This is a genomic window from Ruegeria sp. A4 (assembly GCF_056543025.1).
Window position 1 is genome coordinate 129,502 of sequence record NZ_JBQGAW010000005.1, and the last position, 22,559, is coordinate 152,060.

Sequence of the window (22,559 nt, forward strand, 5' to 3'; positions counted from 1 at the left end):
TTAAAAATGTAGACAAATATGCATTTTTTTTCGCGCTTTTAGCAAGAATTAAGTGAAAACGACGTTCAAAAACCGCTTTGAGTGATTTTCTGTGAAGACTGGATCGAGCGCAGTTTCGCGCCTTTTGTTGCGGCTTAAGCACCTGTTTGGAAAAAGTGCGACTTTTCAAATTAGATCCGACATCAACTTGCTGGTTGTCCAGATGCGCTGAGCAGCTTTGTGCGCAGTTGAAATTCTGATTGCGCACCGTATGTCTTGCCGTGAACGTACGTATATCAACACGCGCTGACGACCCTTTTACTTTGCCACCCTTCGCGGCTCTTTAATGTGACATGTCCCTCTGGTAGAAACGCAGATGGGCAAGCTGACGGTCGCTGCCCGATTGTTCCAGCGCTGCAACACGGAGTCTGTTCATGCTGTTTCGTCGCATTATGGTCGCGGCCATGTTTTCTGGCTGTTTGCTGTCCACAGCGTCTGCACAATCCGATTCCGCTGCACGGCTCTTTGTGGAGCTGAACTCGGCCGAGGATGTCGCCAGCGCGTGCAGGTTGACGTTTCTGGTCAAGAATGAAACCGGGCAGCCGATCGACGGTGCCGTGTTCGAAACCGTCATTTTCGACACCGAAGGTGGTGTGTTGAACCTTTCACTTTTCGATTTTCGCGATCTGCCCGCCGACCGGCCCCGGGTGCGCCAGTTCGACCTTCCCAACAGAACATGTGACGCAGTTGGACAAGCCTTGATCAACGGCGCGAACTCCTGCGTCGTGGATGGTACCGAAAGTGACATATGCGACAGCACCCTCACGCTGAGCAGCAGGGTGGAAATGGAGTTGTTGGGATGAGCCCTGTAGCCGCACTTCGTGAGATTTTTGACCTCGGCGGGCCGGTGGTGGCGATATTGATCGCCATGTCGGTTTTGACGCTGGCGGTCACCCTCTACAAACTTTGGCAATTTGCAGCCTGCGGTGTCGGGCGGCACAAGGTGCTGTCTGAAGCTCTGGCGGCCTGGGACGCAGGAGATCACAGTGCCGCGCGCGCCAGGCTGGCGGACAGCAGCAGCTATCTTGCCCCTATTGTGGGCGCGGCGATGAATGCATCTGGTGTTCCGGGGGCCGATGACCGGCTGGATGCCGAAGCGGGTTTGGCGCTTGCCGGGCTGGAACGTGGTTTTCGTTTGCTGGACACCGTGGCGCAGTTGGCGCCTTTGCTGGGTCTTTTTGGTACGGTTTTGGGTATGATCAGTGCATTCCAAAGCTTGCAATCCGCTGGATCATCGGTTGATCCGTCACTTTTGGCCGGCGGCATCTGGGTGGCCCTGATCACCACGGCCGTTGGTCTGGCCGTTGCGATGCCAACTTCGATGGTTTTGTCCTGGCTTGAAAGCCGAACCGCACGCGAGCGTGTTTTTGCGGACAAGGCACTGCGTACGGTTCTGGTTCCCGGTCATTCCATCCAAAGCACAGAGGCGGCGGCACAGGTCCCGGTCGCCCCAGAACATGCGTAACACTGCACCTTTTGTGCGGCGGCGCATGTCGATGACGCCGCTTATCGACGTGATCTTTCTGCTTTTGCTGTTTTTCATGCTGTCCTCAACGTTTTCGCGGTTCAGCGAGATCGAGTTGAGCAGCGCCGCCACAGGCGGGAATGCCGACGCTACGCCGCCCGAACGCCTTTTCGTGCAACTTGGCCCCACACGTGTTGTCCTGAACGGCCAACCCCTGTCGCTTGAGGAATTGTTCGATCAGGCCCAGGCCGGTCAGGTGCTGGTAAGCCTTGATACCGGGACAACCGCGCAACGTCTTGTGGACCTGCTTGTCCCGTTGCGCGGGCGCGAAGGTTTAACAGTCAGGGTGTTGGAGTGAGGCAATGATCCGTTACATCCGACCCGGTCGAAATCGCGATTCCACAATTCCGCTGATCAACGTCGTCTTTCTGATCCTGATCTTTTTTCTGATTACGGGTACGATTGCACCGCCATTGGATCCCGATCTGGATCTGGTGAATACTGCGGATCTTGACGGTCGCGAGCCGCCGGATGCGCTTGTTCTTCATCGGGACGGGACATTGAGTTTTCGCGGCAATCCGATCGAGGCAGAAGCTTTCATGGCCGCGCATGACTCGGGGCCCGTGCGGATCGTTCCAGACAGGAATGCGTCGGCCTCTCGATTGATGGAGATCACCAGCAGTTTGCGCCGGTTGGGTGCGCCAACCGTTTTTCTGGTGACCGAACAGGCCCTCGAATGATCAGGCGGTCCGTTTTTGTTGCAATCATTGCAATTTCGATTTCCGTACTGGTGCATCTGATCGGCCTGATTGTCACTGTACCAGATTTGTCAGACCCGGCTTCCGGGGAAACCGGTACCGACACGATCGAACTCAGCAACGCGTTCGAAGAGTTGGCCGATACCACGATCGAACCCGTACCGCCTGCGCCGGATGAACCGCCAACCTCTCCGGTGGAACCGCCAACCCAGCCGCAGGAGGCAGAAGTTCCGACAAGTGATGCCCGCGTGGCCTCGCCGAATCCGCAAGAGACGTTCACGCCCGATACCGGGGATTCAACGATTATCCAGCCGAGGGCGCCGGATGAGGTTGTCGTGGACCCTGTAGACCAGAACCTGAAGGACGAAGGCGAAGCCGCCGAAGCTGAAGGCGCTGTGTCGGCAAGGCCCGAAGCGTTGGCCGAAACACCCGAGGTGCCGATTGAAGAGGCGGTTGCTCCGGTTGAGCCTTCTTCTGCCGAAGAACCGGTGTCCGAGGAACAGCAACAGATTGCCGCGTTACCGGTCGAGGTGGCTCCTATTGTTCCGGAAAACACGTCCCCACTTGAACCTGTAATACCAGAAGAAGCGTCGGAACCTCTGGATGACGACGCCGAACTGACCGTACCCGATGCAAGCGTGGACGGATCCGAACAGGCCGTGGCCACGTCATTGCGGCCTCGCCTTCCAGACCGACGCCCGCAACCCACTCTGCGGGGTGCGTTGGATCCGTCAAGCAACTTTGATGCTCTGAGATTTCCGGAACAGACGATTGAATCACCTCTGGCGACGTATCAAAGAGAGGGTGTCGACGCCTTCCGACAAAACCGGGGCGGCACCCGTTCAGGCGGGCGGGGGCCGGGAAATTCGGACACCACGAACTATGCGGGTCAGGTTCTTGTTCATCTGAACAGGGCGCCAATCGTTTACGTTGCCGGTCGTGGCTATGCGCGGGTGTTTTTCCAGATTGACCCGGATGGTTCATTGGCTTGGGTTGATGTCGTCGAAAGCTCTGGCTCGCCGGAAATAGAGCGCGCAGCCAAAGAACAGGTTCGAACCGCCGCACCTTTCCCGCGCCCGCCTGGGGGCGTCAGCCGGAAGCTTTCATTTTACTATCAGATAAGATGATCCGACGAGTCTTGTCAGGTGAACACGATTAGCGATCTCCCTAAGGGCTTTCGCCGAATTCCCTGATTGCGCGGGTTTGCAGCTCTCAGATTAAAAAAACCCTTTGGCCAATAGAATGTGATATAAGAAAATGGGAATATAATAATGGCGCGATGAAATTCGCCCTCACAGCTAAGTATTCCTGAACTGGGAGGTCACTTTGTTTCGGAAATCTGCTTGCATAATCTCACTCGTATTGGTCCCTGCTGTTGTTGGTGCCGACGCCGTACCCAGCGAAGATGCTGCCGAGGGATTGTTTTCTGATCAGCCCTATTCCCCTTACGCCCAACGCACATTTCCTGAACGCCCATTATGGGGAGACACTCACCTTCACACCGGGCTTTCGCTGGATGCGGGTGCTTTCGGGAACACCTTGCTGCCGGATGAGGCGTGGCGTTTCGCCAAGGGTGAGCAGGTCATTTCTTCGACGGGTCAGCCTGTAAGACTGTCACGACCCTTGGATTGGATGGTTCTCACGGATCACACGGACCTGATGGGGTTCGCGCCGGATTTGCAGGCTGGCAAGCCGGGCGTTCTTTCTGATCCCAAAGGACTGGAGTGGTACGAGGGGTACAAGGCCGGCGGGGAAGAAGCCGGTAAAGCGGCTTTCGACATCATCACCAATTTTTCGCAAATGACACTGCCGGAAATCCTGTTGGAATCCTACAGCCCTGGCGCCGATGCATTTGCCTTTACCTGGGAAAACATCGTTCTGGCAGCAGAGCGGCACAATGACCCCGGCACCTTTACCGCTTTCATCGGCTTTGAATGGACCTCGGTACCGAAAGGGTTCAACTTGCACCGCAATGTCATGCTGCGCGATGGGCCAATCAGGGCGCTTCAAATGGTGCCGCCGGTCACGCAACCGCCCTACGGTGATACGGATCCAAAGGCGCTTTATGCCTGGCTTGAAGAGTACCAGGAAAAAACGGGGGGGCGTGCAGTTGCCTTTGCCCATAACGGGAACCTGTCGAATGGGTGGATGTTCCCAACCGAAGACACGTATCACGGCGGCAAGGTTGACGAGGAATATGTCGCGGACCGCGCAAAATGGGAGCCCCATTACGAAGTCACCCAGATAAAGGGCGACGGTGAAGCGCATCCTTTCCTGAGCCCGGATGACGAATTTGCCGATTACGAGAACTGGGACGTCGGCAATCTGGACATAACCGAGTTGAAAACCGATGACATGCTGGCCGGAGAATACGCCCGAGAGGCATTGAAACGCGGCTTGATGCTGGAAGAAAAGTTTGGCGTGAACCCCTATAAATTCGGCATGGGGGGTGCGACGGACAGCCATACCTCTCTGGCTACGGCCGAAGAAGACAACTTCTTTGGAAAATCCGTCAGCGTCGAGCCCTCAGCCTCGCGTATCAAACATCCGTTCATAGCCAATGACCTTGGTGAAATTCCCGGCGATTTGCTTGTCGCCTCCGGATACACGGCCGTCTGGGCCACCGAGAATACGCGCGCGGCGATCTTTGACGCGTTCAAGCGCCGCGAAACCTATGCAACGACCGGGCCAAGGATCGGTCTACGGTTCTTTGGCGGATGGGATTTCAGTGAAGCAGACGTTGAAACTCGTTTCCTTGCCAATGTTGGCTATACCAAAGGCGTGCCAATGGGTTCGGACCTGCGCCCGCGCGAGGGCGAGGCTGCGCCAAGCTTTCTGATCGCCGCTTTGCGCGACCCGGTTGGTGCCAATCTGGACCGTGTTCAAGTGATAAAGGGATGGCTCGACTCCGAAGGTGCCTTGCAGGAAAAGGTCTACGACGTCGCATGGTCGGATAACCGCGAGGTCGATCAAAACGGCAAAGTCCCTGCGGTTGGAAACACTGTGGACGTGGAGACTGCCAGCTGGACCAACACAATCGGAACGGCCGAACTTGTCACCGTATGGTCAGACCCGGATTTCGATCCGAATGCACGCGCGTTTTACTACGTCCGCGCCATCGAAATTCCAACGCCGCGTTGGATCCTGTACGACAAGTTGAGATACGGTATCGAATTGCCCGAGGATGCAGTGCTTACGCATCAGGAACGCGCCTATTCGTCCCCGATCTGGTACACCCCGGCAGAGTGATCCGTTCTGCGATTGGAACACAAGCCGAGTTAATGACCTTACCTCGGTGCGTCCTCCGCGTTACTGTAACACGCGGAGGGCATCATCATGCAAAACCCGACCCGATGACGCCAACATCTGAACAAACAATCTGGCCACGTTTCACGCAGGAGGCTTGATGCGAGTACTTAAAGAACCTCTGCTCCATTTTTTTTTGATTGGAGCGGCAATTTTTGTTTGGTTCCATATTGTAGCACCGGAAAGCGAGAGCGTTGAAGATCTTGAGAAAATAACACTCGACGAGGATGACGTGGCGCTTTTGTCCGCTCGTTTCGAAGCGCAGTGGAAACGCCCTCCAAGCGATTCGGAACTGAAGGCTTTGGTCGACGCATCCATTCGTGAAGAGGTTCTGGTCAGGGAGGCAAGACAACTTGGTCTGGATCGCGGAGATCCCTTGATAAGGACCCGGCTGAGCCAAAAAATGGATTATCTGACCGAAGCCATTGCCACTTCCATCGTTCCGAATGACGAAGATCTGGAGGTTTTTCTTCAGGAAAACGCGGAACGCTATGCAACGCCTGTCATGGTGGCCTTTAATCAGGTCTTTCTTGGAGAGGAGCCCGGAGAGGCCGAAATCGAGAAAGCACTGGCCACCGTGCGCGCCAAGCAGGAAATCTCCGAACTGGGCGGTTCGACCTTGCTGCCGGCGTCAATGCCTTTGTCCGCGACGCGGGTTGTCGAGTCGGTCTTTGGAGGAGGGTTTTCGCAAAGCATCACAGAGGTCGAAACAGGTCAGTGGACGGGTCCGATCCGGTCAGGTTACGGTATCCATCTTGTCGAGGTCGTTGCTGTCGAGCCCAGCCGAACACCTCCTTTGGCTGAAATCCACGACGCGGTGCTGCGGGATTGGCGCCGCGCGATGAGTGAAGACTTGGCGCAAGCGCAATATCAGTCTCTGGCCGAAAAATACGAGATTGTGGCCCCCGATCTTTCAGGCCCAGCCAAATGAGAGCTTTGATCTGCTTCCTGCTTGCGCTGCTGTTTGTGTGGCCTGCAAATTTCGCTGCTGCGCACGCGCTTGATCCGGGATTTCTGGAAATTCGTCAAATTGCCTCTGACACCTGGAGCGTTCATTGGCGAAAGCCCGACGTGAATGGCCAACCGATGGCGATTGACGCAATTTTGCCAGATGGCTGCACTCCGGCGCGTGGCCCGGATCCCATATCCGACGGTCGAGGGTGGGTTTCGTCCTGGGTCGTCGAATGCCAGGCGGGTATCGCGGGCCAACCCATTGCCATCGAGGGCCTTGAGACTCAAAGAAACGATGTGCTGGCGCGTGTGCATCCCGTTGATGCTCAACCTTCTACCCTTCGTTTTACACCGGATATCAATGCCCAAATCATACCTTCTGAACAGTCGACATGGTCAGTGTTTGCCGCATATTCCCGGTTGGGTTTTGAACACATATTGGAAGGTTGGGATCACCTTCTGTTTGTCTTCGCGCTGTTTGTTTTGGTCCGCGATCCATGGAAACTTGTCGGAGCCGTAACAGCGTTCACACTTGCGCATTCAATAACCTTGGCGCTGGCAACGATGGGCGTTTTGAATGTTCCCGGACCACCGGTCGAGGCCGTTATCGCACTGTCCATCGTTTTTCTGGCGATGGAGATCGTCAAAGGCGGCGAAGAACGGTTCCGGCTTTCAAAGCAGAAACCCTGGATCGTATGCTTCGGGTTTGGGCTTTTGCACGGCCTTGGTTTTGCAGGGGCATTGGCAGATATCGGGTTGCCCCCTGACGATATTCCCGCGGCATTGCTGGCCTTCAACCTCGGTGTCGAAGCCGGGCAACTGAGTTTTATTGCGGCTTTGGCTCTTCTGATGGCGACCTGGCGGCTGATCGCGCTTCCGGTTGGCAAACATGCCACGGTTTTGACCGCCTATGGCATCGGGTCAGTGTCAATGTACTGGCTGATAGAACGCGTAAGCGGTTTTTGAACCGGAGCGAAGTCGCGAGAGTTGAGCAAGATTTTGTGGATCATGACGGCGCATGACCCTGAAAAGTAATACGGCCCGGGCCTGACCTGCTGAGCTTTCGCGCGGTTTCGGATTTGCTTCGATGAAAGGCCATGGTCACAAACAGCACAAAGCCCAGTGTTTTCAATCGACAGTTGCTGATGGCAATTCGCCGAAACACTTTTTGTAATCTTGTGAGAACTGCCCGATATGCCAAAAGCCGTATCGGTTTGCGGCGTCAGAAATCGACAGATCTTTGCCTTGTTCTGCAAGCAGGCTTCGAACCCTGTTAAGGCGGAGCCTTGTGTAATAGGCCTTTGGGCCGATACCGAATTTTTCGTTGAACGCGCGTTCCAATGTGCGCAATGACACGCTGATATCCCCGCAGATCTCGCTGATGGGGACGTTTTCGTCCGGGGTCGCCGTCATCCGATCAATGGCCGCAGCAAGTGCCAGCGCTTTTCGGTTTATCCGCGGTTCCCTGCGATCCGCCCCGCCCCCCAAAGCGATCCGCAGTATCTCTTCGATCAAATGGGTTTCGCCCTGTTCTGACGAATTTGGGTTCGCCAACAAAGTCTGAATGTCGTTCAAAAGCGCAGCCGAGCGATCAGGTGGCGTTGCAGGCAACAAAAATGCCCCGAATTCGGTATCAGAGACTGCGATCCCCAGCTTCTCGCTTATTTTCATCGCATTCTCAGATTCAACGGTCATCGTATATCCGCCGAACCCGCTGTCGCTGATACAGTCGAACTCATCGCCGCTGCCGAAGGACAAAAACGGTGGCGTTTCGATGCTGGTACCGTTCCAGTCCGTCAGTCTTGAATGGGTAGGGATGCCAAATGTGATGTGCCCCTTCGGAGACGCGCCGATCTGGTGCACACGCCGCGAGAAACCAAACTTCATAACGGAAATAAGCGGGCCGGATCTGACCTTGAAATCCGCCTGCATTTCGCCGTCTTCGATCTGACGGAAATCCATATCCCATTTGGATATTGCGGCGATTTGGTTCGGATCACGGAAAGTGGCCGCAAAAAACCGGAGCGCTTCGGGCGGGGCCAAGTCTAGTTTTGTCGATTTTTTGATGCGGTGCAAAATATCTCCCCTGTAGTTTGCATGAAAAGCTTAGTCGAAACATAGGAATATGTTCAAATGAAATTGCCAGATCCGCTTGCCGCGCCCAAACGTGGTCGCCCTCCGCTTCCGAAAGCAGAAGTGCGGTCGGAACGGATCGTGACCCTTCTTACACCCTCACAGCGTCACAGGCTTACGCGTCTTGCGGATTTGACCGGTCAGACGCTTTCCAGTGTCGCCCACGATCTTATCGCACAGGGTCTGGAGCGAGAAGAAAACCCAAGGAAAAAGGAAACCTAAAGAAATGGATCTCAAGTTGTTTTTGCTGGGTTCTCTGGCGATCAGCGCACCTGCCTACGCGCAGGATGCACCCATTGCGCATGATTCCGAGTTTTATATCCTTCAGGCCCAGAACAAGGATGCCTGGGAACAGGACGATACAGCCGTTGATCAGGCTCTCGCGGCATTTCGAGAGGAAAACGGTGGCAACCCCCCGAACATCATCAGTATTCTGGTCGATGACATCGGTTTTGGGGATATGGGTATCCCAGAATTGAACGCGGTACGCGGCATCAGTACCCCGAACATCAACGATTTTTCTGACGAAGCGATGCGCATGGTGCGCATGTATACCGAGCCATCCTGCACCCCGACACGTGTGGCCCAGACAACCGGTCGTCTGCCGGTTCGGATCGGAATGGGTGATACGACCGTCGACATCGCCGGTTTCGGTCTGCCCGGAGAGGAAGTGACGCTTGCCGAGGTTCTGAAGGCCGAAGGATATGCAACCTCGCATGTCGGCAAGTGGCACATGGGCGACATTGCCGAGAGCTGGGCAATGAACCAGGGGTTCGACTATGCGCAGCACGCCGTTCATCAACAGGGTCAGTTGACGATTTTCAATGACGATGCAATCCGCGAGCAGGTTTCGGTTGGTATCGCAGATTTCGACGACGACTACACGATCGACGACTGGTTCCGCCCCGATGCATCGGCCATGGCCACGGTGATCGAAGGAAATGCCGGCGGACCTGTTCGTGAGATCCGAATGGAGCCGGGTGAGCGTTGGAACGCAGCCAAATATGATGAGATGAACCAAGCATTTCAGGACAAAACCCTGAGTGAACTGGAACGCTTGGCCGGCGGTACAGAGCCGTTCTTCCTTCAGTATTGGCCGATGATCCCGCTGGACAACACGCGGGCCGGGCGTGACGGACCGGAAAGCGTCAATGGAGGTCTGTACGCCGACAAACTGCAAGAGCTGGATACGTATTTGGGCGCAATCTTCACGCGCATGGACGAGCTTGGCGTGGCGGATAATACGATTGTCGTGTTGATGGGCGACAACGGCCATTTCACCAAATATTCACCGGCCTCCGGTTTTACGCCAATGGTCTTTCGCGGAGGCAAAGGCGATACGACCGAAGGCGGGGTTCGCGTGGACGCTTTCATAAGGTGGCCGGGTCTGATTGAACCAGACAGCATGATCAACAACATTATTCATGTGTCTGATCTTTATACGACGCTGGCTCGATTCGGCGGTGCGGTTCAGCATATTCCCCGGGACCGGTTGATTGATGGCGTGGATCAATCAGCCTCGATCCTGTTTCAAGATGAAAGCAAAGGTCGGCGTGATCACGTGATCATCTATTCGGTGAGTACCCCAAAGGCGATCGTCAAGGACAAGCTGAAGCTCAACCTTCCCGGGCCGGGTCAAAACGCGATCATTGCTGATTTCTTTGATGTGATGCGCGACACGCATGAAAAGTACCCGGTTTCGACCGAAGTTGGTGCTTGGGGCGGGCAGGAGTTCGTCCGCATATTGGGACGCCACATGGCGAGAAAAGAGCTGTTCCCCGATACTGGCCCCGCCACAGGTATGCCTTATGAAGGAATAGAAAACCTGCGGCCGGAAACGCAACAGGCAGTCGAGGCTTTCATGGTCAAAAGATCTGCGGCGCAACAATGAAACAAGGCCGCGCGCGTCAACAGAAATGCGCGGCCGCGAAATCGACACGCAAATAGGGCAAGCGTTGGCGTACTTCTTGGCCGCATCCGAAACAAATATTGCGCCCCGCTGGTATCAGCAGCTCTGCGCAATGGAGTAAACATATGCTTATTGTCTTAGGTCTCTATTTCGGAGTGATCTGGGTGGTGTTTTCCAAGCTGGGGCTGCTTCCATGGAACCGGTTCTGGAAATCTGTCGTCTATGGGGGTGCCGCAATCATTGCTCTGGTTGTAATCGGTGCCCTCAACCACACTACACCGACAGGGCCTGTTTCGGTGCAGGGCGTTGCCACCAACATTGCCCCCAATGTGTCAGGTACTGTCGTTGACGTTTCGGTCCGCCCCAACGAACGGGTCGCGAAAGGGGATCCGCTGTTCCGGATTGACGATACACCCTTTCGGATCGAAGTCGCCCGGCTGACAGCCAGTCTTGAAACCGCGCGTTCTGCGGCAGATCAGTTACAGTCCGACCTGGCAGCGGCGGAAGCCGACATTGAATCCCTCACCGCGCAATTGACCTTTGGCGTCCAGCGCCGTGACGACATTGTCGATCTTGAAAAGCGGGGGGCATCGACGACCTTCCAGTTGCAGGAAGCCGTGTCTGCCATCGATCAATTGTCCGCAAGCCTGCGCGCGGCCGAGGCGCGCAAAGCCGGTCTGGAGCGGCGGATTGCCGCCAAGATCGACGGCATTGATGCCGGTGTGGTCGAGGCTGAGCAGGCTTTGGCGCAGGCGCTTTGGAATCTGGAACAAACAGTCGTGCGCGCGCCGGAAGACGGCTTTGTCACCGCCGTTTCTCTGCGTCCCGGAAATCGTGTATCTATCGCACAGGGGGCGATCTCTTTTGTTGTCCCCGATGACCGCCATCTGATCGCAAGTTTGCCCCAATCAAGTCGCATGAACGTTTCCGTCGGCGACCAGATCCGCCTTGCGCTGCGAATCGAGCCGGGCGGTGAAATACATGGGACCGTCATATCGTTGCCCGTAGGAACGGCAGAGGGCGTTGTTGACTCGCGCACGGGCCTTCCTTCACTGCGCGATCTGGCTGGCGTGTCCAGTTATCCGGTGCTGATCGAAGTTCCGGACCAGATCAATATCGAAGATTTTCCATTCGGGACTTCCGGCACGGCGCTGGTAATTACGGACAAGGCGGGCGCAATCAGTGTGTTGGCGGAAATCCTGTTCTGGATCACCAAAAAGCTGAATTACATCTGAAATATTGGAGGGACGAGATGAAAACAGAACTGGCAATGAAAGGCGCGGGTTTGGCCTTGGTTGCGGCGTTTGGCACACCCGCTTCCGCGCAGCAAAGCGATTGGTCCTATGAAGCGACGATTTACCTTTTCATGCCTGAAACGGAAACGTCTATCGAAACCCCGTCTGGGACATTGGACGGCACGTTGAGTTTCTCTGACGCTCTGAGCAACCTGGATTTCGCCTTTATGGGCGCGTTTGCGGCATCCAATGGGCGTTGGAGCCTGCTGGCTGACTACAATTATACAAATTTATCCTTCAGCAACAGTGGTGCCGGTCCGTCTGGATCCACTCTCGATACATCATTCACCACCCAGTTCCTCAGTGGGTACGTGGCCTATCGGGTCTATGAAGATCCTTCCGTTCAACTGGACATTGCCGGTGGTTTCAGATGGTTCAGCACCGAAACCAATTTCACACTAACGTCCGGTTCGGCACCTGGGCGCACGACCGTTGTTGACGACGATTGGGTAGACCCGGTCATTGGCGCAAGAATACGTTACGTTTTTTCCGACAAATGGACGGGAACCGGGTTCATTGATTATGGTGGCTTCCGCAGTGACAGCGAAACGTGGCAGGTTCTGTTGACGGCAGATTATGCCATCAATGACAGATGGGTGATCCGTGGCGGATATCGCTATATCGCCTTCGACCATGAGATCAGCGGCAATGATTTCGAGTTCCATCAATCCGGGCCGGTGATCGGGGCGACCTACCGATTCTGATTGATTGTAAACGAATATTGTCTTCGGCTTCGACTTGGTACGAGACGTCAGTCGGGGAGGCGTGCATGTTTGGTCGGTGCAAACTTCCTTTTTACAAATTGTTTGCTGCGTTCCGCGAGCAGGAGTTCCAGCAACCATCCTGCTTTTCGGCGTGATGAAGGGCTGCAAATCTGGTGGCGCGGGTAAAAGCGGAACGGGTCGCAACCGATCTGCTGCCGGATTGGCCGCCTGATCCGGTATCCAGGCGGCCCTGCCTGTCAGAACCAGCGACCAATGGCTGTGACGGATGGCGCCAAGGCTGCCGCATCCGAGATCACCGAGAAGACAATGAATGTCGATTGGGACGACGAAGGTGTATCAAACCCGGTAAAACGGGTTGCAACGCCTCCGGTACCGTTCAGGTTCGGGGGCGTCGAAAAGTCAGCCGGAAAATCCCAGGTTATTGGGCCGCTTTTGAAAAGAGCACCCTCAGCAGTCGTGCAGGCCAAGGGCGCAAGCATGGCCGTACAGATCTGAGTGCCGTCGGCAAACCGCACGTAATCTCCGTTGGCGTTGCTGCCGCGCTCAATGACAGCGCCGGTCGGAACACCTGCGTTTTCCGCCACTGTTCCAAGAAGGTTTCCAGGGCCGTATCCGTAGTCGGCGCGCATCAGTCGGCCCGAAGTCGTATCGCTGGCATCGGCCTGAACAGCTGCCCCCGACACGGTTCCGGCTACGGGATCAAAGGTCATCGCTTCAGTCCAGTTGCCGCCGTCAGGAGACACTTTGATGGAAAATTCGGTTGAGCCAGACAGTCCCATTTCCGCGTGACCTGTCCAGTTCGATTGGAACAACAGCGACGCGGTATCATCTGCGCTGGCTTTGTTGATCTTCAGTTGATGCCCGCCGCCTTCGTGGCTCAGCAAGGTCGCCGGGCTGCGAACGGACAAACGGTTTGTACTGTCTGAATTGGCCGCAACCCCGACTCCGTCCAGGTTCTGAGTACTGACAGGCAGGGGGGCCCAGGCTGTTCCTGTCCAGTATTTCAGATCTCCGGCCGCTTCATCCCAGGCGCGCCAGCCAATGTCGGGGGTCACGAAATGCCAGGCGTTGTCCAGCCAGGCGGCAAGTTCACCGGCATGTCCTGTCCAGTCCCCGGTCGGGTTGGCTCCAAGGGCATGAACTTCGCCTTGCTCGGGGACAACAGGAGGTGTCCCGGAATCTGTTGACCGTACCGAGAGTTGCACGACCAGATCGAGCTGTCTCAGGGCTTCGTTGTGGGTAACGTGTTTTTGCGCTTGTGCCGGTTGCAGCAAAGGCAGGTTCAATCGGGGGGATGTTTGTGACACGGGGGGTCCTCCTGTGGCGTCGGTCCGAAGCTTCGGTTGCGCGCTACCCTGCCGCAAAGCGCGTCAATCCTGTCTGACCGGGCCGACCGCCCAGGGAAGATTTTGGTAAGATTCTGATGTCTGCGGGAACCCGCCGATGGGTGTTCCCGTGCAGACAATGCCCGAGAATCAATCTCGGGCGTAGATGTCGTCGTATCGGATTATGTCGTCTTCACCCAGATAGGTGCCAGTCTGAACTTCGATCAAAACCATGGGAACTTTCCCGGGGTTTTCCATTCGGTGTGTCGCTCCCAGTGGGATATAGACGGATTGGTTTTCGGTTACCAAACGTTCCTGATCATCGATGGTGACCTTGGCCGTGCCTTCAACCACGATCCAATGCTCGGAACGATGATGGTGAGATTGCAGGCTGAGCGACGCGCCAGGATGCACATGGATGCGTTTGACCTGAAACCTGTCTCCGATCACAAGGCTTTCGAACCAGCCCCACGGACGATGATCCACCGGCAGGGATTCTGCCTGCTTCGCCCCCTTGGCCTTTAGCGCTGCAACGGCCTGTTTCACGTCCTGGGCCTTGTCCATGCTCGCGACCAGAACCGCATCGGGCATCGCAATGGCGATTACGTTTTCAAGACCCATTGCCACGACTTCCTGCGCCGGCGACTCGGACCGTATCAGCGCATTGCGGCAGTCGATTGCTGTTACTTCTCCGTTGGTCGCCACACCGTCTTCATCGGGGTTCGACAGCTCTTGAACCGCGGTCCAGCTTCCGACATCGGACCAGCCAGCGGAATAAGGCACCACGCTCAGGTTCAGGGCTTTTTCCATCACTGCGTAGTCTATTGAAATGTCTTCCACACCCGCCCATGCCGCTGGGTCCAGTCGAAGAAATCCCAAATCCGTTTTTGCCTCGGCAACGGCCTTTTGAACCAGCGGGATCAGTTCGCTCGCGTGCTGTTCAAAAGCTGCCAGGATATCGCGAACTGCAAACAGGAAGATCCCCGAGTTCCAAAGATAGCTGCCATCTGACAACATCGCCTCGGCCGTTTTGCGGTCAGGTTTTTCCACAAAACGATCCAATGGGACAGCCTCATGGGTCGTATCCGGCGGATGGCGGAGTTTGAGATAGCCGTATCCGGTTTCCGGGTGCGTCGGAGTGATGCCGAAAGTTACCAGATCGCGCCGTTCACTTATTGCCCGTACGCCTTCGGCAACGGCTTGATGAAAGGCGTCCATGTCCGGAACCACGTGATCAGACGGCGCCACCAGCATGATGCCATCGGGATCTCGCGCCGCCAGATACAAGGCTGCGGCAAGAACAGCGGGGGCGGTGTTTCGACCTTCGGGCTCGATCAGAATTGGCCCGGGGTCAATTCCGACGGCCATCAATTGTTCCGGGACAATAAAGCGAAAAGCCTCGTTGGTCAGAACAAGTGGCTTTGCATACGGGGCCTGCGAAGGGCCGAGCATCCGTTCCGCGCAATTCTGCAACAGGCTTGTTTCGCCGACCAGAGGAACGAATTGCTTGGGATAGCTTTTGCGTGACAGGGGCCACAAACGTGTTCCCGAACCTCCGCAAAGAATGACGGGGTAGACTGTATTGGTCATGCACGTGCCTTCGAATTGCGGGTGACTGACAGTATTGCCATGTTTTTAGTCAAGTAAAACAATCTGTGGCTACTGAGCAGCTTTCCCCGTGGCGACAATGTCATTCAGATATTGGCTCAGATCATCGCGCAGGTCTTCGCGGGCAAGAGCAAAAGCAACGGTGGCTTGCAGAAAGCCTGATTTTGAACCGCAATCAAAACGCTGACCGTCGAATTTATAGCCGTAAGCCGGCACTCCCGCGGCAATGTCCTGGGCGATGGCGTCGGTCAGCTGGATTTCGCCGCCGCTTCCGGTTTTTTTTGCGTTGAGGTTGTTCAAAACGGACGGCCGAAGCACATACCGGCCGATGACCGCCAGATTGGATGGTGCCTCTGATGGGTCAGGCTTTTCAACCATGCCTCTGGTGGGGACGACAGACCCGATATTGTCGCCAACATCGAGCACGCCGTAAGAGCTTGTCTTTTCCTTCGGAACTTCCATCGCTGCGACCATATTGCCACCGGTTTCTTCGTAGGCCTCGATCATCTGTTGCAGACAGGGTTTGTCGGCGGCGATGACATCGTCAGGCAGCATGACGGCAAATGGTTCGTCGCCGATCAGCCGCCGGGCGCACCAGACCGCGTGTCCCAGCCCCAGAGCTTTGTGCTGGCGGATATAAGCTATCGCGCCGCTTTCCATATTCGTTTTGTTCAGCACATCCAGAAGTTTGTTTTTGCCTTTGGCTTTCAGCTCCTGCTCCAGCACCAGGTTGTGGTCGAAATAATCTTCCAGCGCGGATTTGCCGCGTGACGTTACAAAAATAAACTCCTTGATCCCGGCGGCACGGGCCTCGTCAATTGCGTATTGCACCAATGGACGATCCACCAGCGTCATGATCTCTTTCGGAACGGATTTGGTTGCTGGCAAAAAACGCGTTCCCATGCCCGCTACTGGAAAAACCGCTTTGGTAACTTTGCGTGTCATGGTGCCTCTCAATTATCAAGTTTTGCCAGCAGAGCAGGAAATGTCCGGAATGTCCTCATAGGCTGCAATACCCTGTCAATCAATGATGCCTGATGGATCAGGCTGCTATCAGTCAAATCGTGCCACCTTGCCAAGGAGGAGTCAAAAGCCCGGTCTGATGCGGTATCAATACAATACTTGTGCACAAGGTGCTTGGATCATTGGCTGACTGCACGGCGTAGAGCGGGACACATCACCGCCGGTCCATTACGAAAAATTCATAGGCTTGTTCTTCGCGGCTTGTCTTGCAGCTCATGGCGTTCCCTGAACCGACCCGACCGGGTTGCCGCGCCGCGTATCATGTTATTTTTGCGTGGTTTTCCGACGCGGAAAACCGCAACCCGCCCAAAGTCGCCCACAACCCTCTTTTCGGAAGCAAACGGCTTGAAGGACAAGCCGCGTCAAAGGGTGCAGACGGACAGAGTATCTTCCTTGGCAAAAGGGCGGCTGACCGCCTTGTTCAACGCATCCGAGTTTTTGATTTGCCCTTTCAAATTCTGTTCTCGAATGGGCAACAATTGTCACGCGGTTCCATAGATAGGTTCTGGGAACGCCTGATTGTTGCACATTGGATCGATGAGCAGGCCGGATGTCAGAGTCGGCTGGACACCTTGGTTTGCCTCACGGGGCCAGGCTTGTTTTCATCAGCGCATCCGGAAAGCAGGTCTGTTCGATGCCCACGGTCTCTTGCCATCGACCTATCGAACGACGCGTTTTGAACCCCGGCAGTCCATCGACTCCTCCGACATCATGCCCTTTTTGTTCCAACGCCTGCTGCATCTTGGCAATATCGGATCTGTACAGCCCGCCGACCCTTGCCCAAGCGCCATTGAAATCGCCGATTCCGTATTGAATACGGTCGCCAACATGGCCGACAAACAAGGCATACAGGTCGCTTTTGTTGTATTCCTTTAGAACGTAGAAGTTTGGCGTAACCAGAAAAGCCGGACCATGTCGTCCTGCGGGCATCATCAAATACCCGTCACCACGCAGCTCATGGGCCGGAAAGGGGTTGCCCGAGACGCGACGTACCCCCATCTCAACCCAGTCCTGAATAGGTCGCCCCTGATCAGGGCCTTCCAAAGCGCAAGAGACATTTTGGGGTACGAAAACTTCGAATCCCCAGTCCCGTGCAGGAACCCAGCCGTGCTTCATGAGGTAGTTTCCGATTGAAGCAATCGTATCTTCGGGTGACCCCCAAATATCAGCCGCCCCGTCGCCGTTGCCGTCGACAGCATAAGACAAGTAGTTGGACGGCATGAATTGAGGCTGACCCAAAGCGCCAGCCCAACTGCTTTTCATTTGCCGGGCGGGCTGGTGCCCTGCCTCTGCGATTTGCAGGGCGGCAACAAGTTCGGTTGAGAAATAGTCTGCACGGGTGCTCATGAAGGCCTTGGTCGACAGTACCCTGAAAGCATCATGCCGGATCGGAACCTGTCCGTATCCGCTCTCTCTTCCCCAGATCGCCAGAATAATGCGGGCAGGAACGCCGGTTTCGGCTTCGACCGCCGCCAGAGTTGCGGCATGGCGCCGTGCCATTTTACGTCCTGCTGATGTTGCGCCTTGCACCGACCCCGGATTGAAATAGCGACCGGGTGAGCCAAACTCGGCCTGTTTCTGGACCTTGGGAGTTATGCGCGTGCTTCCCGGTGGCACCAGATCCGGCAATTTCCAGTCAAGGGTCACGTCAGAGAGGGCTTGTTGCATCGTCTCTCGTGTCACACCTTTGGCCTTTGCCCGGGGCCAAACGGTTTCCTGCAACCACGACTGAAACTGGCGTTCGATCGCCGCACGATCCTGCGCCAACGAGGGCTGAAAGAGCAGGATCAACCCGAAGGAGAATACCAGAATACGCATCTTCATTTTGTCTGTCCCGGTTGGGATTGCAAGTCAATGGGAAGATACCGCGCATCCTTGGTTCTATATACCCGAAGTTGAATCGGGTTAGACTTGGGCAATTTGTGGTTTGAAAAACTCTTGAGAAAATTCACGCACTTGTCGATAGTCGAATAAAATTTGTTTGAGGAAAGGGCAGTCAGTTGTGGCACAAGTAAAAATGCCCAATCAAGTTCCTCGGCTCGCGATGGCGTTGATCCTGTTTGTGTCGATGCCGCAAATGGTTGCCGCCAGCGACAGTTTTATGGATCCGCAAGGACCTATTGCCGCCATCCAGAAAACGCATCTGCTGCGAGCGACCGCTTTGATCATGGTGGCTGTTATCCCTGTCCTGATACTGGTGCCGTTGATCGCGTTTCGATATCGCCGCCGAAGGAACAGTCACGCAGCTTACCGACCGGATTGGGATTTTTCAGCGAAACTGGAATTCCTCATGTGGGGTGTGCCTGTTGTGATTGTGGCGCTCCTGTCGTTCTACCTATGGAAGGCCACCCATCGGCTTGATCCGTACGCGTCGACGTTTGGCGAAGACCCGGCCTTGCGCGTGCAGGTTGTCGGGCTGGATTGGAAGTGGCTGTTCATCTATCCCGATCTTGGTATCGCCAGTGTGGGCGAGTTCGGCATTCCCACCAAAAGGCAAGTGGCCATGACGCTGACCACCGATACCGTCATGCAATCCTTCATGATCCCTGCGCTGGCGGGCCAGATTTACGCGATGCCGGGAATGACCACGCAACTGCATCTGGTCGCGGACGTCCCCGAGGTCATGCAAGGCGAGAACACGCAGTACAACGGGCGGGGTTTTACCAAACAGAAATTTCGAACCGTTGCCATGCACAGTGATGAATTTGAAAGCTGGGCCCGGAAAGTCCGCGAAAATGGTATCCGACTGGACCCGGAAACGTATCAGATGCTCGCGATGCGGACAGACAGGGATGAGGTGCAGGCGGCGCTGGGCACCGACAAGATGCCAAAGGACGCGCTGTACTTCACGATGGAACAAGATTTGTTTCAAACAATCCTGCACCGCTATCACAGCGGCAAAGCACTGCCGGTGGATCAACAGCCAGGAACGGCATCCTTCGGGCAGGAGGTGCAGCAATGACGCCGTCCTATTCAGGATTCCTCGGCCGCCTCGACTGGGATGCGCTTCCGATCACAGGGTTGATCCAGAACCCGAACGCGAATGAGATCGTTGCCAACGCCGCCGCCGCGATCGTCTTGGTTGGCGTTGTCGTCGTGGTCGGCCTGCTCAGCTGGTTTCGGTTGTGGACGCCCCTTTGGCGCGATTGGTTGACCAGTGTTGATCACAAGAAGATAGGGATCATGTATGTCGTCTTTGCCATCGTCATGCTGGCGCGCGGCGTGTTGGAAGGCGTTGTCATGCGCGCGCAGCAGGCCGCCGGCCCGGGCGACGGGTTCCTGGAAGCCGAACATTTCGCCGAGCTGTTCAGTACCCATGGCACGATCATGATTTTTTTTGTCGCGGTGCCCTTTGTCTTTGGCATCGCGAACTATGTCGTCCCGCTGATGATCGGGGCGCGGGATGTGGCGTTCCCGCGCTTGAACCAGATCAGTCTGGGCCTGACGGTGTCCTCGGGCATGATGCTTATGGTTTCGCTGGTCGTGGGGCGGTTCTCGACCGGTGGCTGGACGGCCTACCCACCGTATACCGGCGCCGCCTTCAATCCGGGCGTTGGGCCGGACTATTGGATCTGGGCGATCGTTGTTTCGGGTGTCGGCACGACGCTTACCGGTATCAATTTTGCCGTTACGATCTACAAGATGCGCGCGCCGGGCATGACCTTCATGCGGTTGCCGATGTATTGCTGGACCATCATATGCAGTTCGATCCTGATCGTCTTTGCCATGCCGCCGTTGGGCGTCGCGGCGCTTTTGCTGGCCGCAGACCGCTATTTGGACTTCCACTTTTTCACCAATGACCTCGGCGGCAACATGATGAACTACGCCAATCTGTTCTGGCTGTTCGGCCACCCCGAGGTTTACCTGCTGGTTCTGCCCGCTTACGGCATCTACTCCGAAGTTTTTGCGACTTTTTCGGCCAAGAGGCTCTACGGCTACAACTCGCTCGTTATCGCTACGATGTCGATCGCGGTTTTGTCGTTTACCGTTTGGCTGCACCACTTCTTCACCATGGGGCAGAGCGCCCTGATAAACGCCGTTTTTGGTATCGCAACCATGCTGATCGCCATTCCCACCGGTGTAAAAGTCTATGACTGGATGGCGACTTTGTGGCGGGGGCGCATCCGATTCTCGGTGCCGATGCTGTATGGATTGGCATTTTTGATGTTGTTCGTGATTGGTGGCCTGAGCGGGGTGATCCTGGCCAATCCGACCGTGGATTATCAGGTACACAATACGCTGTTCCTGGTGGCCCACTTCCACAACGTACTGTTGCCGGGTGTGCTGTTTGGACTTTTGGCCGCCTATAACTACTGGTTCCCCAAGGCATTCGGCTTTCGCCTGAACGAATTCTGGGGCCGCGTCACGGTTGCCCTCTGGACCATAGGGTTTTTGCTGACCTTCATGCCGCTTTATTTCGTCGGGCTGATGGGGATGCCGCGCCGTTCTTTCAGCTATGATGACCCATCTTTCCATCCCTTCATGATGGTGGCGATCGTCGGGGCGCTGGTGATTACCTGCGCTTTGCTCTCGGTTCTGATCCAACTTTGGGTCAGCATCCGCGACCGCGAAAAGACCCGCGTTCCCGTTGGAGATCCATGGGATGGGCGGACGTTGGAATGGTCTATACCGTCGCCGCCGCCGCCGTACAACTTTGCGATCATCCCAACCGTTACGGACCGGGATGATTTTGCGGCAGCAAAGGAAAAGGAGGCAGCCTACCCAAAACCTGACGCCTATGAAGATATCGATTTGCCGCGCAATACAGGCATTGGCTTCGTTCTGTGTGTCATGAGTGGTATCTGGATGTTCGCGCTGGTCTGGTGGATCTGGTGGTTGGCTGCATTGATGACGGTTCTGATGATCCTGGCGGTAATCGTCTGGACGTTCGACGACAGTACCGAGCTGACCATACCGGCGGAAGAAGTGCGCAAGGATCACGAAGCCTGGCTCGCACTGGTTCACGGTGAAAAGGCGGTGGATCGCGATTTCGAGACGTCTCCGGAAAATCGCGGCCTCGCCCGCCCTGATCTGGAGGCGGTGACATGAAGCGCGCGCCCACCCACAGCTACCCGGGTATCAACCTGGGGGAACGTCACGCGAGTGCTGACAAGGCGACCGAGGTCGTCACCTTCGGGTTCTGGGTCTTCTTGATGAGCGACCTGGTCTATTTCGGCCTGATGTTTGCGATATACATCACGATGATCGATGCACAGGCCGGTGGTCCAGGCCCGCACGAGCTGTTTGATCTCAAAAGCGTCTTTGCGCAGACGCTCATCCTGTTGACAAGCAGCCTGACGGTTGGCCTTGCCATGCTGGCGCTGAAATACAATCTGCCGCGCGCTCGCATTGTCTTGTGGTTTGGCGTCACGCTTTTTCTGGGCATCAGTTTCCTGGTGCTGGAGGTGCGTGATTTCATGGCCATGGCGGAACAAGGTGGCATTCCGCAGCGCAGCGGTTTCTTGTCGGCCTTCTTCGGACTTGTTCCGCTGCATGGTCTGCATGTCGCCGCGGGGTGCCTGTGGCTGATCGTTCTGGGTATTCAGCTGCGCGTGAAAGGGATGACGGACGTCATTATCTCGCGTGTGGTGCGGTTGGCGCTGTTCTGGCATTTTCTGGACCTGATCTGGATCGGGATCATTACCATCGTTTATTTCGGAGGTCTGACCTATGGATAAACGCTCTGAAATGCACCGTCGCGAGCGTCGGCGCTATGTGATCGGATACGGTGGTTCGCTGCTGTTGACTTTTGCGACCTTCGGCGTGGCCCATCTGTTTGGGATCGAAACCCCCGGTGTTTACCTGACAATTGGATTGTTGGGTCTGGCCCAACTTGTTCTGCAACTTGTTTATTTCCTGCACATCGATCGCCGGCGCAGCAGCCGCGAAGACCTGCATCTGGTTCTGTTTTCCACGATGGTTCTGTTGATCATGATTTTTGGAACGGTCTGGGTGCTGGGCAATCTGGCAATTCGAATGCACATGCATGTGATGTGATGCGCATGGGTCGTGCGCAGAAAGG

The 22,559-nt window shown here is 55.8% G+C and carries 21 protein-coding genes; 16 read left to right on the forward strand and 5 right to left on the reverse strand.

Annotation, left to right across the window (positions count from 1 at the left end):
- Nucleotides 1-413 precede the first annotated feature (413 nt).
- The 8 genes from ACR0E2_RS15040 (at nt 414) to ACR0E2_RS15075 (ending at nt 7,485) form a co-directional block, all read left to right on the forward strand.
- Entirely contained in the window at nt 414-842 is a 429-nt protein-coding gene (locus tag ACR0E2_RS15040; RefSeq protein WP_480446963.1) for a hypothetical protein, read from the forward strand.
- The gene (locus ACR0E2_RS15045) at nt 839-1,504 is read left to right on the forward strand and encodes a MotA/TolQ/ExbB proton channel family protein (protein ID WP_480446964.1); all 666 of its coding nucleotides are present in this window, start codon (nt 839-841) and stop codon (nt 1,502-1,504) included. The genes ACR0E2_RS15040 and ACR0E2_RS15045 overlap by 4 nt, the downstream gene beginning before the upstream one ends.
- On the forward strand, nt 1,497-1,862 hold the full coding sequence (locus ACR0E2_RS15050) for an ExbD/TolR family protein (protein WP_480446965.1): 366 nt from the start codon (nt 1,497-1,499) through the stop codon (nt 1,860-1,862). Before ACR0E2_RS15045 ends, ACR0E2_RS15050 begins: the two co-directional genes overlap by 8 nt.
- A 4-nt stretch (nt 1,863-1,866) precedes the next feature.
- The gene (locus tag ACR0E2_RS15055) at nt 1,867-2,244 is read left to right on the forward strand and encodes an ExbD/TolR family protein (RefSeq protein ID WP_152460515.1); all 378 of its coding nucleotides are present in this window, start codon (nt 1,867-1,869) and stop codon (nt 2,242-2,244) included.
- Nucleotides 2,241-3,389: an energy transducer TonB family protein gene (locus ACR0E2_RS15060; RefSeq protein ID WP_480446966.1), complete on the forward strand. Its 1,149-nt coding sequence runs from the start codon at nt 2,241-2,243 to the stop codon at nt 3,387-3,389. Before ACR0E2_RS15055 ends, ACR0E2_RS15060 begins: the two co-directional genes overlap by 4 nt.
- 235 nt (nt 3,390-3,624) lie before the next feature.
- Entirely contained in the window at nt 3,625-5,511 is a 1,887-nt protein-coding gene (locus tag ACR0E2_RS15065) for a DUF3604 domain-containing protein (protein ID WP_480446967.1), read from the forward strand.
- A gap of 289 nt (nt 5,512-5,800) precedes the next feature.
- Nucleotides 5,801-6,499, forward strand: coding sequence for a peptidyl-prolyl cis-trans isomerase (locus ACR0E2_RS15070; RefSeq protein ID WP_480446968.1), 699 nt, complete (start codon nt 5,801-5,803; stop codon nt 6,497-6,499).
- A complete protein-coding gene (locus tag ACR0E2_RS15075) occupies nt 6,496-7,485 on the forward strand; it encodes a HupE/UreJ family protein (RefSeq protein ID WP_171229426.1) in 990 nt (329 codons plus the stop codon). Before ACR0E2_RS15070 ends, ACR0E2_RS15075 begins: the two co-directional genes overlap by 4 nt.
- Nucleotides 7,486-7,647: 162 nt before the next feature.
- On the opposite strand, the gene ACR0E2_RS15080 is transcribed toward ACR0E2_RS15075, so the two are convergent.
- On the reverse strand, nt 7,648-8,562 hold the full coding sequence (locus ACR0E2_RS15080) for an AraC family transcriptional regulator (RefSeq protein WP_480446969.1): 915 nt from the start codon (nt 8,560-8,562) through the stop codon (nt 7,648-7,650).
- Nucleotides 8,563-8,652: 90 nt separating this feature from the next.
- Here ACR0E2_RS15080 and ACR0E2_RS15085 point away from each other — a divergent pair, with 90 nt between their 5' ends.
- The 4 genes from ACR0E2_RS15085 to ACR0E2_RS15100 all read left to right on the forward strand — a co-directional run bounded on the left by ACR0E2_RS15085 (nt 8,653) and on the right by ACR0E2_RS15100 (nt 12,560).
- Entirely contained in the window at nt 8,653-8,874 is a 222-nt protein-coding gene (locus ACR0E2_RS15085; protein ID WP_152460509.1) for a hypothetical protein, read from the forward strand.
- Between the two features lie 4 nt (nt 8,875-8,878).
- Nucleotides 8,879-10,543, forward strand: coding sequence for a sulfatase-like hydrolase/transferase (locus tag ACR0E2_RS15090; RefSeq protein WP_480446970.1), 1,665 nt, complete (start codon nt 8,879-8,881; stop codon nt 10,541-10,543).
- A 143-nt stretch (nt 10,544-10,686) separates the two neighbouring features.
- Nucleotides 10,687-11,796, forward strand: a complete 1,110-nt coding sequence (locus ACR0E2_RS15095; protein WP_152460507.1) for an HlyD family secretion protein — start codon at nt 10,687-10,689, stop codon at nt 11,794-11,796.
- A 17-nt stretch (nt 11,797-11,813) separates the two neighbouring features.
- Nucleotides 11,814-12,560, forward strand: a complete 747-nt coding sequence (locus ACR0E2_RS15100) for an outer membrane protein (RefSeq protein WP_480446971.1) — start codon at nt 11,814-11,816, stop codon at nt 12,558-12,560.
- A 257-nt stretch (nt 12,561-12,817) separates the two neighbouring features.
- Here the strand turns inward: ACR0E2_RS15100 and ACR0E2_RS15105 are convergent, their stop codons facing one another.
- The 4 genes from ACR0E2_RS15105 to ACR0E2_RS15120 form a co-directional block, all read right to left on the reverse strand.
- Nucleotides 12,818-13,888, reverse strand: a complete 1,071-nt coding sequence (locus ACR0E2_RS15105) for a DUF2793 domain-containing protein (RefSeq protein ID WP_480446972.1) — start codon at nt 13,886-13,888, stop codon at nt 12,818-12,820.
- Between the two features lie 168 nt (nt 13,889-14,056).
- A complete protein-coding gene (locus tag ACR0E2_RS15110; protein ID WP_152460505.1) occupies nt 14,057-15,496 on the reverse strand; it encodes a mannose-1-phosphate guanylyltransferase/mannose-6-phosphate isomerase in 1,440 nt (479 codons plus the stop codon).
- Between the two features lie 69 nt (nt 15,497-15,565).
- Entirely contained in the window at nt 15,566-16,459 is an 894-nt protein-coding gene (galU, locus tag ACR0E2_RS15115; protein ID WP_480446973.1) for a UTP--glucose-1-phosphate uridylyltransferase GalU, read from the reverse strand.
- Nucleotides 16,460-17,119: 660 nt separating this feature from the next.
- A complete protein-coding gene (locus tag ACR0E2_RS15120; protein WP_480446974.1) occupies nt 17,120-18,355 on the reverse strand; it encodes a lytic murein transglycosylase in 1,236 nt (411 codons plus the stop codon).
- 199 nt (nt 18,356-18,554) lie between these two features.
- On the opposite strand from ACR0E2_RS15120, the gene ACR0E2_RS15125 reads away from it, so the two are divergent.
- The 4 genes from ACR0E2_RS15125 to ACR0E2_RS15140 are packed head-to-tail and all read left to right on the forward strand — an operon-like array spanning nt 18,555 to nt 22,534.
- Nucleotides 18,555-19,499: a cytochrome ubiquinol oxidase subunit II family protein gene (locus ACR0E2_RS15125; RefSeq protein WP_480446975.1), complete on the forward strand. Its 945-nt coding sequence runs from the start codon at nt 18,555-18,557 to the stop codon at nt 19,497-19,499.
- Complete coding sequence (locus tag ACR0E2_RS15130) at nt 19,496-21,586, forward strand: cbb3-type cytochrome c oxidase subunit I (RefSeq protein WP_480446976.1); 2,091 nt, start codon at nt 19,496-19,498, stop codon at nt 21,584-21,586. The genes ACR0E2_RS15125 and ACR0E2_RS15130 overlap by 4 nt, the downstream gene beginning before the upstream one ends.
- Nucleotides 21,583-22,215, forward strand: coding sequence for a cytochrome c oxidase subunit 3 (locus tag ACR0E2_RS15135; RefSeq protein WP_171636380.1), 633 nt, complete (start codon nt 21,583-21,585; stop codon nt 22,213-22,215). The genes ACR0E2_RS15130 and ACR0E2_RS15135 overlap by 4 nt, the downstream gene beginning before the upstream one ends.
- The gene (locus ACR0E2_RS15140) at nt 22,208-22,534 is read left to right on the forward strand and encodes a cytochrome o ubiquinol oxidase subunit IV (RefSeq protein ID WP_224856200.1); all 327 of its coding nucleotides are present in this window, start codon (nt 22,208-22,210) and stop codon (nt 22,532-22,534) included. Before ACR0E2_RS15135 ends, ACR0E2_RS15140 begins: the two co-directional genes overlap by 8 nt.
- Nucleotides 22,535-22,559: the final 25 nt, after the last annotated feature.